This is a genomic window from Lacticaseibacillus baoqingensis, from assembly GCF_003946165.1.
Taxonomy (GTDB): domain Bacteria; phylum Bacillota; class Bacilli; order Lactobacillales; family Lactobacillaceae; genus Lacticaseibacillus; species Lacticaseibacillus baoqingensis.
Genome location: NZ_RHOI01000031.1, coordinates 18,412 through 34,431, shown reverse-complemented (window position 1 = coordinate 34,431; position 16,020 = coordinate 18,412). Strand labels below are relative to the sequence as shown.

Annotated in this window: 14 protein-coding genes; all 14 read left to right on the top strand. The window is 48.8% G+C overall.

From position 1 onward, the window contains the following. Positions 1–136: 136 nt before the first annotated feature. The 14 genes from EKM91_RS11295 to EKM91_RS11230 all read left to right on the top strand — a co-directional run bounded on the left by EKM91_RS11295 (position 137) and on the right by EKM91_RS11230 (position 16,017). Positions 137–1,555 (top strand): glycosyltransferase family 2 protein, encoded by a 1,419-nt coding sequence (locus EKM91_RS11295; protein ID WP_238475781.1) that lies wholly within the window; start codon positions 137–139, stop codon positions 1,553–1,555. Beyond that, positions 1,552–3,414, top strand: a complete 1,863-nt coding sequence (locus tag EKM91_RS11290; RefSeq protein WP_125754024.1) for an ABC transporter permease — start codon at positions 1,552–1,554, stop codon at positions 3,412–3,414. The genes EKM91_RS11295 and EKM91_RS11290 overlap by 4 nt, the downstream gene beginning before the upstream one ends. Positions 3,415–3,616: 202 nt before the next feature. Beyond that, a complete protein-coding gene (locus tag EKM91_RS11285; protein WP_125754023.1) occupies positions 3,617–4,495 on the top strand; it encodes a LysR family transcriptional regulator in 879 nt (292 codons plus the stop codon). Positions 4,496–4,684: 189 nt separating this feature from the next. Continuing rightward, positions 4,685–5,452, top strand: a complete 768-nt coding sequence (gene sufC / locus EKM91_RS11280) for a Fe-S cluster assembly ATPase SufC (RefSeq protein ID WP_125754022.1) — start codon at positions 4,685–4,687, stop codon at positions 5,450–5,452. After that, entirely contained in the window at positions 5,445–6,464 is a 1,020-nt protein-coding gene (locus EKM91_RS11275; protein WP_125754021.1) for a SufD family Fe-S cluster assembly protein, read from the top strand. The genes sufC and EKM91_RS11275 overlap by 8 nt, the downstream gene beginning before the upstream one ends. After that, the gene (locus EKM91_RS11270; RefSeq protein ID WP_125754020.1) at positions 6,457–7,653 is read left to right on the top strand and encodes an aminotransferase class V-fold PLP-dependent enzyme; all 1,197 of its coding nucleotides are present in this window, start codon (positions 6,457–6,459) and stop codon (positions 7,651–7,653) included. Before EKM91_RS11275 ends, EKM91_RS11270 begins: the two co-directional genes overlap by 8 nt. Beyond that, positions 7,640–8,083 carry a Fe-S cluster assembly sulfur transfer protein SufU gene (gene sufU, locus EKM91_RS11265; RefSeq protein WP_125754019.1) on the top strand — a complete coding sequence of 148 codons (444 nt, stop codon included), beginning with the start codon at positions 7,640–7,642 and terminating at the stop codon, positions 8,081–8,083. The genes EKM91_RS11270 and sufU overlap by 14 nt, the downstream gene beginning before the upstream one ends. Beyond that, on the top strand, positions 8,076–9,512 hold the full coding sequence (gene sufB, locus EKM91_RS11260; RefSeq protein WP_125754018.1) for a Fe-S cluster assembly protein SufB: 1,437 nt from the start codon (positions 8,076–8,078) through the stop codon (positions 9,510–9,512). The genes sufU and sufB overlap by 8 nt, the downstream gene beginning before the upstream one ends. 215 nt (positions 9,513–9,727) lie before the next feature. Further along, entirely contained in the window at positions 9,728–10,108 is a 381-nt protein-coding gene (locus EKM91_RS11255; protein WP_125754017.1) for a DUF1694 domain-containing protein, read from the top strand. Positions 10,109–10,119: 11 nt separating this feature from the next. Beyond that, a complete protein-coding gene (locus EKM91_RS11250; protein WP_125754016.1) occupies positions 10,120–11,088 on the top strand; it encodes a DUF2785 domain-containing protein in 969 nt (322 codons plus the stop codon). Positions 11,089–11,653: 565 nt separating this feature from the next. Further along, positions 11,654–11,971, top strand: a complete 318-nt coding sequence (locus EKM91_RS11245) for a PTS fructose transporter subunit IIB (RefSeq protein ID WP_125754015.1) — start codon at positions 11,654–11,656, stop codon at positions 11,969–11,971. Positions 11,972–11,986: 15 nt separating this feature from the next. Beyond that, positions 11,987–13,102 carry a PTS fructose transporter subunit IIC gene (locus EKM91_RS11240; RefSeq protein WP_125754014.1) on the top strand — a complete coding sequence of 372 codons (1,116 nt, stop codon included), beginning with the start codon at positions 11,987–11,989 and terminating at the stop codon, positions 13,100–13,102. A gap of 27 nt (positions 13,103–13,129) precedes the next feature. Beyond that, positions 13,130–14,017 carry a class II fructose-bisphosphate aldolase gene (locus EKM91_RS11235; protein WP_125754013.1) on the top strand — a complete coding sequence of 296 codons (888 nt, stop codon included), beginning with the start codon at positions 13,130–13,132 and terminating at the stop codon, positions 14,015–14,017. 29 nt (positions 14,018–14,046) lie between these two features. After that, complete coding sequence (locus EKM91_RS11230; protein ID WP_125754012.1) at positions 14,047–16,017, top strand: BglG family transcription antiterminator; 1,971 nt, start codon at positions 14,047–14,049, stop codon at positions 16,015–16,017. Positions 16,018–16,020: the final 3 nt, after the last annotated feature.

Genomic DNA, 16,020 nt, shown 5'->3' with positions numbered 1-16,020 from the left:
CAGGTGTCTTTTTGTTATCTAAAAAGGGTCTAGCATCTCCAGTGTTGATTACTACCAACACCAAAAATTCTAGACCCCTTTGTTTGTGATCTTTGACGCCGATATGATCCCGTTTTCAAATTTTCTCACCGCCTCGGTGCCATATTTCACGGCGAATTGGGCGGCGCGAGCAGATGATGAGCAAGTGGCCCCGCTGGGGTTCGTGCAAACGCCGCAAAGCTTTTATAACGCGGATATCTTCCAATTCAATCTGTTTTCCGAACAGATCGTCCCCAATGAACAAGACTTCTTTTCGCGCGGGGTCAATGTCTTAAACGGCGAAAATCGCACCGCCTTGTTTACCGGCTCCAACGCCGTGTTCTTGCGCGAAGCCGTCGATGCCGTCGGCGGGTTTCCCACCGATACGCTGACAGAAGACTTTGAATTAGGGGCCAAGATCAACATTGCCGGCTATACCAGCATCGCGACCAAAGACCCTGTTTCCAGCGGCACCACGCCGATCGATTTAGCCGGCGTGATCAAACAGCGCACGCGCTGGGCGCGCGGGGTAATGCAAAGCTGCCGCAACTTGCACATCTTCTTGAACCCGGAGATCCCGTTCATGAATCGCTTGATCTTGATCAACAGCTTCTTATACTGGTGGTCGTTTTTGCGGCGGCTGATCTACATAGCCGCGCCATTGTTGTACGCTTTATTCAAGATCCAAGTGGTCAAAGCGAATTTTTGGATCTTGATGGTGGTGTGGGCGCCAGGGTATTTCTTGTTGCAATATGTCTTAAGCGATTCGTCAAGCAAGATCCGTGATGAGCGTTGGGGTGAGGTTCAAGAAACCTTTTTTGCGCCATATTTGTTTTTGCCGGTGCTGCTGGAGTTTTTAGGGTTTAAAGCCCGCAAATTCAAAGTCACCAACAAAAACGTCACGGTGAATTGGCGCGATAAGCTGTACATGCTGCCATACTTATTGTTGTGGTCGTTAACGGTGGTCGCCATTGTGAAGTTTAACTATGGCAAGTTCGGCTCAGAGATCTTAGTTGGCAGTGTGATCACGTTTTGGTTGATGACGCATTTCATCAATCTCAGTTTTTGCTTGTTTGTCACCATGGGCCGGCCGGTGTTTCGGAAAAATGAACGCTTCGTGCGCCATGTGACCGGGTCGCTGGCAACGCAAACAGGCCAAGCGCAGATCGTCACCGATAACGTGGCTGAAGGCGGGCTGGCGTTTCATTTGGCAGCTGATGCGGCAATTTCTTTGGCGGTGGCTACGCCGGTGACGATCACGCTGCAACATCAACACACGCCGGTGCGCTTGCAAGGCCAGATCGTGCGCCAATGGCAGCAAAATCAAAAGCCGATGTACAGCGCCAAAGTCGCCCCAGTGACAGCCGCCAGTCGCGATCATTTGTTGCAGATCATCTATGATGGCCGCAATCAAACGTTGACGCGGCAACAAGACCGCTGGATCACGAGCTTTGATGAATTATATTTGAACTTCATCCAGCGCTTCAGACGCCTTGACAAGCTGGTGACCAAGCTGAATAGGGGGCCGCGGCAATGATCTTAGGGGCGCTTTTATTAGCTTTGACATTAGCCGGTTGGAATGCCGGTTTGCGGGTACTCGGCGTTGACAGTCATTTGGCATGGTTGGATAGTCTTTTGCTGCAGATCCTGGTGATGTACACCTTTGCCATGGTCAATGCCTTGACCATTGGGTTTTGGGTCGTGGCCGGGGTTGGCTGGCTGGCGTTTGGCTTGATCGTGTTGGCGGTGATGTTGGGAAAGCTGAACTTTCCTTTTGTCGGCACGCATCCGTTTGACTTGTGGATGATCGCCATGGGGATCGTGATGGGGCTGGCGCTTTGGCGCAGTCCATTGATCCATTATGATAACTACACGCATTGGGCGTTGATCGTAAAGTTTATGACGGCCACCGGCCGCTTGCCAGGCGCCCATGATGCCTTGATCACCTATACGTCTTATCCGCCTGCCACCGGGTTGTTCATCACTTATGTGGCGAAGTTCTTAGGCTTTCATGATGGGGTGTTGTGCCTGGCGCAGTTCATATTGATCTGGGCGGCGGTGTATACGATTTTTGGGGTGTTGCGGGATAAAACTCGTGGCCTGATGATCTTTGTGTTGTGTTTTACCATCAGCATCGCCAATGTGTTTAACATTGCGATTCGCATGAATAACTTGTTGGTGGACTTCGTCTTGCCGATCGTGGCGGTTGGCGGCATCGCCGGGGCGTATTGCTGCCGCCACCACGTGAAGCAGCAGCTGGCTCATGTGGCTTTGGTGGTGGCCAGTTTGTTGTTGATCAAAAACTCAGGGACGTTTTTTGTGATCGCCTTGTTGCTGTATCTGGCCTACACCCGTCTGCAAGGGCCAAAAGCCCATCGCTGGCGCCGGCGTGCGCAAGCAGTGGGCGTAACGGCGTTAGCTGGGGGATTGGGGTATTTGCCGTTTTTATGGTGGAATTGGCATGTAAAAACGACCTTCACCTTATCCAAGCATGAAATCTCGACGGCAGCGTATTCGCAGCAATTAGCGCATGAATCGACTGCGCAGATCCTAGGCATCGGCCGCAAGCTGATCGCCAGTGTTGCTTCGCTGGATGCCTTGTCGACACGCGGAATCATTTTGATCAACGTGGTGTTGGCAGCCGCTTATTTGGTGATCCGCTTGCTGTGCCAGCAGCATAATCACTTGTTGGCGCTGCTGGCGGCATTAGATGTTGGGTTTATTTTGTATGACGTGAGCTTGTTTGGGATGTACGTGTTGGCGATGCCATACAATGAAGCCAAGCAATTAGACGGCCTTGAGCGGTACTTATCCAGCGTCGTGATCTTTGCGTTATTTCTTGGGGCGATGGGGTTGGTGATCGCCATGGATGATGCGCTTTATGAGCGGGACTTTACCCAGCGGGATCTGCGGGGGTTTCGCTCATTTGCCACCAAGAATCTCTATCAAGTGGCGGCGTTTGTTTTGGTGATCTTTTCGGTGATCTTGATGTTTTCTGAGACCAATGGCATCCAATACACCAACCACATGAACAAAAACGCCTTGCCGCTGCAGTTGCAACGCATCGGCCCGCAATGGACGCGGCTCAATCACGAAAAAGTCGCGATCGTGGATCCGCATGCCGGGGATGTGGCCGATTATTACGCCGGGTATGTTGGCCGGTATTACTTCTTTTCCGATCAAGTAGTGGGGCAAGAAAATTGGAATATGAGCCGCCAACAATTCAAACAGGCGGTTTTAGCCTTTGATTATGTGGCGATCCCGGAATGGCACCGGACATTTTCGGCCATGGTCAAACAAGTTTGGGGCCAAAAGGTCAAAACCGGTATTTTTAAAGTGACCCCGCAAGGCTTGCAGCGGGTAAAAGGCATCCCTAAAGTGGCCCGCCAGGATTAAGCGGTCCCGCCGGGTTCTAAGCGCTTTCTTAATTTACAGCGTTGATTTTCTCATCAGTCGCGGCCGATCATGGTCCGGCTGATTTTTTTCGCGAAAGCGCCTCCCAATTTGCCTCAATATCTGGTAGGCTAGAGGCGAACATTGCTTCAGTGTCATCGAAGCGAGTACTATATGCTTCAATGATCTTGAAAGGAGGGCGCTAGTGGATCTTAAATATCTTAAAACCGTACAAACGATCCATGCGGCAGGGAGTTTTCAAAAAGCGGCGGCCTTGCTGAATTATGCGCCATCGACGGTGACTTTCCAGGTGCAGCAAGTGGAAGCACAGCTTGGCGTGCATTTGTTCACCAAAGTCGGCCGGCAAATGGTTTTGACTGGAGCCGGTACGGCGGCGATGCCGCTGATCGATCAGCTCTTGGCTGATGCAGCGGCGTTAGAGCGGTTTGCCGCGCATGCTGACGGGCCAGTGGGCCGCTTAGTGGTTGCCGTGCCAGAGTCGCTTTTGACTTACCAACTGCAACCGGTGCTGCAAGCGTATCGAGAGCAGGCACCAGGCGTGGAACTGGTGTTAAAGGTGCTGAATTGTTACGACAGTTATGCGCAAATGGTCGACGGCCAGGTGGACTTGGCGATCCATTACGATGTGCGCGCTTATCCGCCGGCGATCCATACCGGCGTCTTTGGCCAATACAGCTTGTCGCTAGTAGGGGCGCCGGATATGCCTACAGATGCCAGAGACTTCATCACGCCTGGGCAAGACAAGGCGTTATGCATCTTGATGAATGACCGCCATGCGCGCTATTTGGAGTTGTTCAAGGCCTATTTAGCCAGCCGGCGGATCCGCTTGCGGCCCAGCCTTGCGCTTGGCAGTATCGAAGCGATTCGCAAGAGTACCCAAAGCGGGTTAGGCGTCGCGTTTTTGCCGCATTTTTGTGTGGCTGACGACTTGGCGGCCGGCCGCTTGGTGGCGTTAGATACCGAAATGGAAGCGCGCCGGCTGACCGTGGTTTACGCGTACCGCCAGTTAAGTGTGGCGGGGGCGTTGTTTGTTCGGCTGTTGACGGAAGCGGCGAGAGGATAATGACAGCTGCCAATTTATTTTAATGAATTTTCCATCTTTTTCTCATCTATGTAAGCGCCTTGATCGTGACCAATAGGCACTTTGCCGGTGAAAAAATGACAAACTTCAATATTTTTGGGGGTTTGCCGTGGGCAATTCAATGTTTTACAATAGACACTAGATTCATGACATTCGAGAGGGGCGACGTACGTGACTAAATTAGAAATCAAAGATCTTCACGTCAAAGTAAAAGCTGAACCAGAACATCCAGAGATCCTGCGCGGGATCAACTTGACCATCAATACTGGTGAGATCCATGCCTTGATGGGACCAAACGGGAATGGGAAATCCACGCTGGCAGAAACCATCATGGGCAACCCGGCTTACTTGGTCACTCAAGGGGATATTTTGATCGACGGCGAAAGCATTTTGGACAAAGCCGTGGATGAACGTGCGCGCTTGGGCTTGTTTTTGGGGATGCAATACCCCGCTGAGATCAATGGGGTCACCAATGCCGAATTTATTCGCGCGGCGATCAATGCCCGGCGGCCCAAAGATGATCAGATCCCGATCATGCAATTCATCAAGCAACTTGATGCCACCATGGATCAGTTGAAGATGCCAGAAGACATGGCCGATCGCTACTTGAACCAAGGCTTTTCTGGTGGTGAAAAAAAGCGCAACGAGATCTTGCAGCTGATGATGATCAAGCCGCATTTTGCGATGTTGGATGAAATCGACTCCGGGTTGGATATCGATGCGCTGCGGATCGTCGCAGAAGGCGTTAACTCCATGCGCGGCAAAGAATTTGGCACCATGATCATCACCCATTACCAACGTCTGTTGAACTACATCGTGCCTGATTTCGTGCACATCTTAAAAGATGGCGAGATCATCGAAACCGGCGGCGCAGAATTGGCCAAGGAACTGGAAAAGACCGGTTATGAACACCTTAAGGTAGGTGACGCCAATGCCTGAGACGCTGACTTTGCCAAATGCGCCAAAGATCCCGTTACGGCGGTATCTGAAGCAGACTAAAGACGATGCCTTGGTGGCGCCGGCAACTGTCGACGCCCCGAGTACCGTCGTCGTCGATCACCCGGATTCAGTGGTGATGCCGGCGACCAATGATTTTGAAAAATGGCTCAATGCCAAGCCGCAATCGGTGACGACTATCAACATCCCCGCTGGCTTCAGCGACCAAACCCCGATCAAATTGACCGGCCCGGTCGATGGCGGCGGCTTGGTACACATCACGATCGGCGAAAACGCCAACGTGGTGTTCCAAGAACGCTGGACCAGCACAGGGTCCATGTTAGGCATCGCCGTGGCGATCGATATCGCTGCCGGTGCGACTGTGAACTGGCTGGCGTATGATGCCTTTAAAGCCGATACCGTCTTGTTGCAGCGCACGGTCAATATGGCCGCGAATACGACCTTGAATCTGACGGTGGCCGGCTTTTCGCAAAACAGCGGGGCCAGCTTGTTGACCACCAACTTGAATGGCGATGGTGCCGAAGCGACGATCAACGTTGGGGTGTTGGCTGCTGGCAAGCAGCATCTCGGCTATGCCACAGCGGTGACCAATTTTGGCCGCAAGACGGTTGGCCACATCAACCAGCGCGGCGTGATCACGGATAAGGCGCATCTGGTCTTTAACGGGATCGGCCATATCGTTGAAGGGGCGCGCGGCAGTGATGCCCAACAAGAAAACCGGGTCTTGATGTTATCTGAACATGCCCGCGGCGACGCCAATCCGATCCTGTTGATCGATGAAAATGACGTCACCGCCGGCCATGCGGCTTCGGCTTCGCGCGTTGACCAGCGGCAATTGTATTACTTGATGAGCCGCGGGGTCTCGGCAGTCGTGGCTAAGCGCATGGTCATCCGCGGCTTCTTGGAAGCCGGTTTAGGCGAGATCCGCGATGCCGATTTGAAACAAGAACTGTTTGATGCGATCGATGAAACTTTGGTGAATGCTGATGCGTGAACAATTTCCGTTTTTTAAAGCGAATCCTGATTTAGTTTATCTCGACTCGGCAGCAACGAGTCAAAAGCCGCAAGTCGTTTTAGACGCGTTGCAAAACTATTATGTCAACGATAACGCCAATGTCCATCGCGGCTTATATCGCTTGGCATATAACACGACTGAAGCCTATGAAGGCGTCCGGGCGCAAGTGGCCAAGTACTTACACGCCAAACGGCCAGAAGAGATCACCTTTACCCGCAGCACGACTGATGGGTTGAACCTGGTTGCGTCTAGTTTTGGGCCAACGGTGGTGCAGCCAGGCGATGAGATCTTAGTCAGCGGCGCTGAACACCACAGCAATTTCATTCCTTGGCAACAACTCGCCCATCGCACCGGAGCGACTTTCGTGGTGGCGCCGGTGAAGCCGGATGGGGATACAGACGTGGACCAGCTGGCCAAATTGATCACCAATAAGACCAAGATCTTGGCGGTCGCGCAGGTGACCAATGTGTCTGGCGGTTTAGTCGATGTGCGGCCTTTAGCCGACAAAGTCCATGCCAATGGCGGTTATATCGTTGTGGATGGCGCACAAGCGGTACCGCATATGCCGGTGGACGTGCAGGCCATCGATGCTGATTTTTATTCATTTTCCGGCCATAAAGTATATGGGCCGACAGGTATCGGCGCCTTATATGGCCGCTATCAATTCTTTGAAGCGATGCCGCCGATCCAATATGGCGGTGAGATGATCGACGAAGTTCAAGATCAAGTCTCCACTTGGGCTGAGGTGCCGTTAAAATTTGAAGCCGGCACGCCAAATATTGCCGGTGTTTTTGGATTAGGGGCGGCATTAGACTTTATGTCTCAGCTTGATTTGAAGCAAATGATGCAAGCTGAAAACACCTTAGTCAAAAGCTTGCGCGCTGAATTAAGCACGATCGATGGCATTATCTTGTATGGCAGTGATGCCAGTTTGTCGACGGTCAGCTTCAATTTGACTGGTGTGCATCCGCATGACTTAGCCACGTTCTTAGATGAACAAGATGTTGCCGTGCGGGCTGGGCATCATTGTGCCCAACCGTTGATGGCGCGCCTGGGGATCCCAGCCACGGCCCGTGCCAGCTTCGGGATCTATAACACCCAAGCCGATGTGGATAAACTTGTTGCCGCAGTGCGTGCGGCGGGGGGGTATTTCCATGGCACTAACTAAGCTAGATCAAATGTATCGGCAAGTGATCTTGGATGAAGCGTATCATCCGCGTCATCATGGCAAGATCGCCGATCCAGACCGCGAGATCACGTTGCGCAATCCGAGTTGTGGGGATGTGTTGACGCTGCAAGTCAAACTCCAAGACGGCAAGGTCCAAGACGCGCGTTTTTCCGGATCTGGGTGCACGATCTCGCAAGCTTCAGGGTCTTTGATGACGGAGCAGATCATCGGCCAAACGCCAGCCCATATCTTGGATATGGTGGCGACGTTTTCAGATTTGGTGATCGACGGCGAAAATCCCCATGAAGATATCTTAGGAGATGCTGCGATCTTGAAAGGTGTCCACCAATTCCCGGCTCGCGTCAAGTGCGCGATGCTCGCGTGGAAGGCGGCCGCCCAAGTATTAACGGAAGGTGATGCCCATGACTGAAACCAAGAACACTAAAAATAATGAAACCGTCGCAGATACCGTCGACTTTTTGCCGACGGAAAATCCCGCTGATTTCAAAGACGTTGAACATCCCGTTTTCGACACCGGCCGCGGCTTGACCGAAGACATCGTGCGGGCGATCTCCAAAGAAAAACAAGAACCGCAATGGATGCTTGATTTCCGTCTGCAAGCGTATAAGACTTATCGCAAACTCGCGATGCCTGATTTTGGGCCGGATCTATCCGATCTGGATCTGGACAACATGCGCTATTACATCAAGGCCACCGATCGTACTTACAAAGATTGGGCCGATGTCCCAGACGACATCAAAAACACTTTTGACCGTTTAGGGGTCCCGCAAGCTGAGCGCAAATACTTGGCTGGGGCCAGTGCGCAGTATGAATCTGAAGTGGTTTACCACAACATGCACGATGATTTTGAAAAGCTGGGGATCATTTTTGAAGACATGGATAGTGCGGTCAAGGATTATCCCGACTTGGTCAAGCAATACTTTGGCACTTTGGTCCACCCTAGCGACAACAAGTTTGCGGCTTTGAATTCGGCGGTTTGGTCTGGCGGCAGCTTCATCTATGTGCCAGCCGGCGTGCAAACCGACGTGCCGATCCAGTCGTATTTCCGGATCAATGCGGAAAACTCTGGCCAATTCGAACGCACGATGATCATTGTCGAACCTGGCGCGCGCGTCAATTACGTGGAAGGGTGCACGGCACCGAGTTACTCCAGTGATTCCTTGCACGCCGCGGTGGTTGAAGTCTTCGTTCAAGACGATGCTTATTGCCGCTACACCACCATCCAAAACTGGTCCAAGAATGTGTATTCTTTGGAAACCAAGCGGGCGCAAGCGATGAAGAACGCCACGATGGAATGGGTCGATGGCAATTTAGGGTCTAAGACCACCATGAAGTACCCAAGTGTGTATCTGGATGGCGAAGGCGCTCGCGGCACCATGTTATCCGTCGCAGTGGCCGGTGCCGGTGTCGATCAGGATAACGGCGCGCGGATGATCCATAACGCCCCGCACACTTCCAGTTCGATCGTGTCCAAGTCGATCGCCAAAGATGGCGGCCGCACCGATTATCGTGGGACGGTGCGCTTCACGAAAAAGGCCCAAGAGGCCTTTTGCCACGTGGAATGCGACACCATCTTGATGGATGAAGCGTCTAAGTCTGACACGATCCCGTATAACGAGATCCATTCAGCGACTGCAGCGATGGAACATGAAGCCAAAGTCTCTAAGGTCTCTGAAGAGCAGCTGTATTACCTGATGAGCCGTGGGGTCACCGAAGCAAAGGCGACGGAAATGATCATCATGGGCTTTGTGGAACCATTTACCAAAGAGCTGCCGATGGAATATGCGGTTGAATTGAACCGCTTGATCGGCATGGAAATGGACGGTTCGGTCGGCTGATTCGTTAAGCAGCTGAGCCGCCAAGCGGTTTTAGTCTGTGACATGAGCGCCTTGGCGCCACGATTCGTTTTAGGATCGCGGTCCCAAGGCGTTTGTGTTGTTGGGCGTGGCTGGAACACCTGGGGGTCTTGGTCATTTTCTCGGTGAAAGCTCCTGGGCATAGGCGGCTTTAGCGGCTGTGGTATAATCAACGTGGCTCAGCGAGGAGGGTGCTTATGCCGGAAGATCTGAATTCATTCATCAAAGCTAAAGCCTTAGGGATCCCGACGATCAAACCCGATGAAAAACGGGCCTTTTTAGGCAATTTTCGCGAGCGCGTGGCCATGGCTGTCACCGTGCGGCAGCTGCATGATCCGCGCATTACGGCGCTGTTAGACTCGGTTTTGGCGCGCTATCCCGAATACCGCATCTACCTCAATGGGCGGATGAATCAGGACTTGATCACGCGCTATATGCAACAAGCCATCGCCCATGATTATCCCTTTACGGTGATGGCGCAATCTGGCATGCGGGTGCAAAAACCGATCACGGCAGATGATTTTGGGTGGGTCTTGGCGCATCCAACTGACAAAATCGCACGACCGATCCTTTTATGATGGAGGCTTCAATGGACGAACTGGCAAAAACCTATCAAGCCCTGCAAAAGGTGCAGCATGACTTATTAGCAGGCAAAATTTTTGGCACCTTACCGCAGCAAGTGGGGCAGATCATGGATGCCGTCAAGCCGCAACCGGCCACGCCGGTGCAAACCCCAGACGATGATGAGCACGCCATTGCGCGCATCCGGGTGATCGTGGCGCGCACCAAAGCCAGCAGTGAGCCTGAGATCAGTGATGACGAGTTGCGGTTTTTGGTGGCCCATCTTGCCAGTCGCAACCCGCTGGTGCGGGATAAAGGGGCCTTTTTTTGCTTAGGCGACTTGTTGCAAAGCGGCGCCGTCACCAATGTGCAATTGGTGTGGTTGTTTCACCGCTTGCAAGCGCCTGACGTGTTGTACAGCCATATCTTAGAAACCCAAAACGACGGCATCTATTTGCGCAGTTTTGCGGTGATGATTTTAAGTGCCGTGGTGTATGCCGATAAGAATCGCTACCATGCGCTGACCCCAGATGATTATCACGACTTGGTGCTGCCAATGGCCGTGTATCTGGCTTTAGAACGTGACGGCCGCGGGTATGTCGATGCGCATGGCTGGGCGCATGTGTATACCCACATTGGCAATTTACTGGACGAATTGACGCAAGTGACGTCGTTGACACGCGGCGAGAAGGTCTTTTTGATGACCTTGACCTTAGCCGGCTGGCAGCGCATCGATGATCCTTTGGTTTATGGCGAAGACCAGCGGATCGCATTATACTTGACGAATCTTGCCAGCAAGCATCAATTTTATGCCCAATCTTTGGTAATGGGGCTGACGGATTGGCAGCGGCGCATCCGCCAGTTGCGCCCTCAAGAATCCCAGCGCTTTTGGAACCGGTGGTATAATCGCAACCGCTTGTTAGAAGCGTGCTTGATGCGCGCGGACATGCCGCAAAGCGTAGTGGATTATTTACAAAAGATCATCGATTTTTATTGATTTTTCCGGAAATAGTCGAGTTAATACTTGATTATTTCCGGATTTTTTTTGTAGGATTATCAATCCGAATGAATATTTTTTACTGCAAAACTGCTTAGAGAACCCTTTAATCTAAAATGTTGCTGACCTAGTATTCAATAAATATATGAATAATTTGGTGTCGATGCTACTCTATCAACTTGAATCAATATTTGTACCCAATATTTTATCGGAATAGGTTCATAAAAACAATTACCGTTTCAGTAACGGTAATTTTTATTGTTGAATAACTTCAAAGTATCATACTGGTGCATTGCTAACTGTATTAATGCGTAAGTATAAGGTGAGCATAAAAGACAAATTTAGTAAGAATTTGCAATCAATTTCTTGTTTCATTAAATTATGAAACTGTATTGTTAAACCGGGAAATAGTATAACGGAAAAATGTAAGCGCTGACAATTAAGCACATTTTACCGTTTAGATACGGTAAAACGAAAGGTACCTTATTAATCGATGCACTATATAATAAGAATTGTAAGATCTTACTAAAGCGTTTTATACAATACGACAGAAGGAGGCAATACAATGAAGATAGTTGGTATTACCGCATGTGTGGCAGGAATTGCGCATACTTATATCGCAAAGGAAAAGATAGAAAAAGCAGCTCAGAAGTTAGGAGATACGGTAAAAATCGAGACACAAGGTTCTATAGGGCCAGAAAATGTGTTGACCACACAGGAAATTAAAGAGGCAGATGTTGTCTTGTTGGCGACGGATATTGGTGTTGATAAATCGCGTTTTAAAGGCAAAAAAGTCATTGCTATTCCGATTAGCATGGTTATGAAGTCGCCTACAGGCGTCATAAAAAAAATTCACGAAAAGCTTGAGATTCCAGTTCCCTGAGAGAGGTAGAGAACAATGAGTAAAGGAAAGTTTCAAGTTAAAAAGCATATTATGACCGGTATTTCTTATATGATCCCGGTGGTTGTAGCAGGCGGTATTTTACCGGCCTTGGCTAAAGCATTTGGTGGTTATGATATAGCCGATAAGGTTAAACCAGGTGCTACTCCGTGGACTAATCTTGATGTTTTTTCTTGGACTGGTTTTTGGTGGGGGGTTAATCAGGTCGGAACTTATGCCATGTTATTTGCGGTGGCAGTTGTCTGTGCTGGGACGGCGTACTCGATTGCAGGTCGTCCTGGGATTGCTCCAGGATTAGCTCTAGGTTATGTTGCAAGTGATACAAAGGCAGGATTTATTGGTGGTTTGTTGTTGGCATTTGCCGTCGGTTATTTTGTTAACTGGATGAAGACATGGAAGGTACCATCGTGGATGGCAGGCTTGATGCCAGTACTCATCATACCGGTTCTAACTTCATTGGTGGTTGGTATGTTATTCGTGGTATTTCTTTCAAAACCATTAGCGTTTATAATGACTGCTTTCCAAAATTGGATTATTAGTTTAAATGGCGGTTCTAAAGCAATCATGGGTGGTGTCATTGGTGCTTGCATGGGCTTTGACTTGGGTGGTCCATTGAACAAAACTGCTTCACTGGCCGCCAACGCACTTGGTGCAGATGGGATTCTTGCCCCGTGGGCGGCAAAGATTATTGGTGGTATGACACCACCAATTGGCGCGTTTATTGCAGTGATGCTAGCAAAAAAGAAGTTTAGCAAGGAGTTGCAAGAAACTGCGAAGACTGCATTACCAATGGGATTATGTTTTATTACTGAAGGCAGTCTACCATTTGCAGCAGCAGATCCAATCCAATTCATTGTTAGTTCTGTATGTGGATCGGCAACGGCCGGTGCCTTGGCTTTGGGCATGGGGTGTGAGTCGGTTGCAGCACATGGTGGCATTTTCGTTATTCCAATGATGGTACATCCAATTTGGTTTATCGTCGCATTGATCGTGGGGTCGTTAATTACCGGCGTCATGTATGCAGTTTTGAAGCGCCCAGATCAGGTTATTGATGAAGACGACGAAGAATCAGACAATCTTGAAGATATTGATTTTGATGTCCAAGTACAATAGGTAGTTAAGCTAGGGGAGAAGACAAATATGTTAACATCAATGAAAGCAATCTTAGATGAAGCCAATCGCATGAATTATGGTGTCATGGCAATGAACAGCGTGAACATGGAAATGGTACGTGCTGGGATTATGGCTGCTGAAGAGGAACGTTCACCTTTAATCATCCAGATTGGACCAGGTCAGATGGCAAACTTAGGCCATAAAGAAGAGATTGTACCATTGGTTAAGGAGTTAGCTGATCGAGTAAGGGTACCAATTGCATTGAATTTGGATCATACGGGAGATTTCGACGTTATCATGGATTGTATCCGTGCTGGATTCACCAATGTAATGTTTGATGGTTCCAGTTTGCCGTATGAAGAGAATCTTAAGAAGACGGCACTGGTTGTCGCATATGCACACGCCAACGGATGCTCTGTAGAAGCGGAGCTTGGACACGTCGGTCAAGCAGTGGACGATGATGATTATAAACTTGATTTATATACCCAACCGGATCAAGCAGCAGAGTTTGTTGCGGCAACCGGTGTAGACGCACTGGCTGTAGCAATTGGTACTGCGCATGGTAATTATCCCAAGGGGAGAGTACCAAAAATCGACTTTGAACGGTTGCAGGAACTTAAAAAACGGTTGCAAATGCCACTCGTTCTCCATGGTGGTTCTGGTTCCGGAGAAGCAAATATTCACAAGGCCGTTCAGTATGGTATTAATAAGATTAATGTTGCTACGGATGCGTTTTCAGTTGCAAAGCGTTCAATGTTGGAAGCTCTGGGTGATGATGAATCATTAGATTATGTTCATATGTGTAAAGCAGCAGAGGCGGGTGTAAAAGATTTTGTTAAGGCATATATCCACAACATTGGTTCTAACGATCGTTATGTTTTTGAAGAGAAGGCGTTTGTAAAGAGTAACGAATAATTGAACTATCCGGTGAGGGGGATTTTAGAATGAAGCTTGATAGGAAAAAAGAAATTCTTAGTCAGATTATTCAGTATCTATTAGGAGTCTCTACTACCTCTTTCGCCGAAATAGCAAAATCTGTTGGATTGTCTGAAAAAACCGCACGTGCTTATGCTACGGAGATCAATGTGCAACTCACGAAGGAGCATCTGGGAGAAATTCGGAGAAAACGTGGCGTTGGTGTTCAAATTGTCGCAGACTCAAGCCAACGACGTGCGATTAAGCAACGTTATTTACTGGAAAGTCAGCGTCTTGGACCGGATGAATTTGATACAATTGAAGTCACTAAAAACCTATTGTTGTTGGATAAGGGTGAATATGTTACTAAGGGCCGTCTTGCTGAGATCGTGTTTGAAAGTGTCCCAACGTTATCGCGCACGTTAGAACGGCTTAACAGCTGGTTTCAACGCTTTGATCTGACAATTCAGGCGCAACCAAGTAAGGGAATTACAATCGTTGGTAGTGAGTTTTCCAGGCGGAACGCAATAAAGGCTTTTATTGTAGCTTGTCCTAAGCAAGATCTTAATCAAGTGTTGCAAGTATTCGCGCCAGATGTTGATATAAAGAGTGTAACAGATACTATTCGTGAGGCAGAGAACAAATGGCGGATTCAATTCACAGATGATTCTTTCCGAATAATTAGCGTAATGGTTTGCCTGTGCCTCGCCCGGGTAACAACGCCCATTAAAGATATGGAACAATTGCTAAATAAAACGGAATTCTATAATGAGTATAATTTCTCAGATACAATATTCCGATTATTAGCCGATCGGGGCATTATTACCCATGATGTTGATTTTAATGATATCAGATTGATTGCGCTCGAAATTATTACAGCCAATAAGATAAAGTGGGATCATTCGCCAAATGTAATAACGCAAGAGTTAAAAGCTCAGACCGCTTTCGATAGTACACTCAAAGGATTTGTTAAACAGATTGTACAATCTGTTTCTTCGATTTTGAACGTTGATTTGACCCACGATAAGCAACTTCTAGAAGGATTAACGCAACATCTCCGTTCAGCCATATTTCGAATGAAATACGGACGTGGGGAGCGCAATGTGATTGACCCGGAAATCAAGGCAAAGTACAAAGAAGTATACTTGAGTGTGCTTGCTATGAGCCCGTTATTTGAAAAGCATTATAACGTTCAAATTACTGAGACAGAACTGAACTACATTGTTTTATATATTGAAGCAGCGTTATTACGAAAACAGCAAGAAGTTGAGGCTATATTAGTAACAAATCTTGGACGAGCTCAGCGAATGTTAACCGTGGAGATGATTAAACACTATATCCCGCAAATTAATGCAGTGAATATTTATTCCAAAAAGACGTTTCTGGAAGGTGAACATTCGTCATCACCCTTGATTCTCACCACAGAGAATCTTCCGGATCGAGTGGGAGCTATTTCAATTCATAGTATTCCAGATGGTGTGGATTTAGACTTGGTTAAGCAGCGTATGAGCTCTATAAAGTTGCCTGCTGAGCACAGTAGTACGTTCACAAAAGATAGCCAGTCATTCTTCGATGCGAATCTGATTGAAGTGCACGTTAATGCTGACAGTAAAAAGACGTTGCTAAAACAAATGGTTAACAAGATGGTCGTTTTGGGCAAGGTAAGACCTAAATTTTTTGAATCGGTTTGGTCTCGTGAACAGGCAACCACGACTAGTATTGGGAATATGGTTGCGTTGCCTCATGGAGACATGGATTTGGTGAATGAGCCTTGTGTTTCGATAGCTACACTGGCAAAGCCGATTCAGTGGTTTGAAGACGATGATGAGCGGGTGCAGACGGTGATCATCCTGGCAACCAAGATGAATAATCGGTTTGAAATCAATCGGACTAAGCATTTCTTCCAGGATCTAATTGTATTCACTGAGAATTCATCAATGCAAGAACACTTACTTGATATGACCGATAAGAGTCAGGTATACAATTTCCTATTTAGTTAAAGA

Bases quoted from the DNA above. Each gene is read 5' to 3' on its own strand.
- EKM91_RS11270 (WP_125754020.1), top strand. From the start codon at position 6,457: ATGCGTGAACAATTTCCGTTTTTTAAAGCGAATCCTGATTTAGTTTAT.
- EKM91_RS11230 (WP_125754012.1), top strand. From the start codon at position 14,047: ATGAAGCTTGATAGGAAAAAAGAAATTCTTAGTCAGATTATTCAGTAT.
- EKM91_RS11255 (WP_125754017.1), top strand. From the start codon at position 9,728: ATGCCGGAAGATCTGAATTCATTCATCAAAGCTAAAGCCTTAGGGATC.
- sufB (WP_125754018.1), top strand. From the start codon at position 8,076: ATGACTGAAACCAAGAACACTAAAAATAATGAAACCGTCGCAGATACC.
- EKM91_RS11250 (WP_125754016.1), top strand. From the start codon at position 10,120: ATGGACGAACTGGCAAAAACCTATCAAGCCCTGCAAAAGGTGCAGCAT.
- EKM91_RS11290 (WP_125754024.1), top strand. From the start codon at position 1,552: ATGATCTTAGGGGCGCTTTTATTAGCTTTGACATTAGCCGGTTGGAAT.
- EKM91_RS11245 (WP_125754015.1), top strand. From the start codon at position 11,654: ATGAAGATAGTTGGTATTACCGCATGTGTGGCAGGAATTGCGCATACT.
- EKM91_RS11240 (WP_125754014.1), top strand. From the start codon at position 11,987: ATGAGTAAAGGAAAGTTTCAAGTTAAAAAGCATATTATGACCGGTATT.
- EKM91_RS11275 (WP_125754021.1), top strand. From the start codon at position 5,445: ATGCCTGAGACGCTGACTTTGCCAAATGCGCCAAAGATCCCGTTACGG.
- EKM91_RS11235 (WP_125754013.1), top strand. From the start codon at position 13,130: ATGTTAACATCAATGAAAGCAATCTTAGATGAAGCCAATCGCATGAAT.
- sufU (WP_125754019.1), top strand. From the start codon at position 7,640: ATGGCACTAACTAAGCTAGATCAAATGTATCGGCAAGTGATCTTGGAT.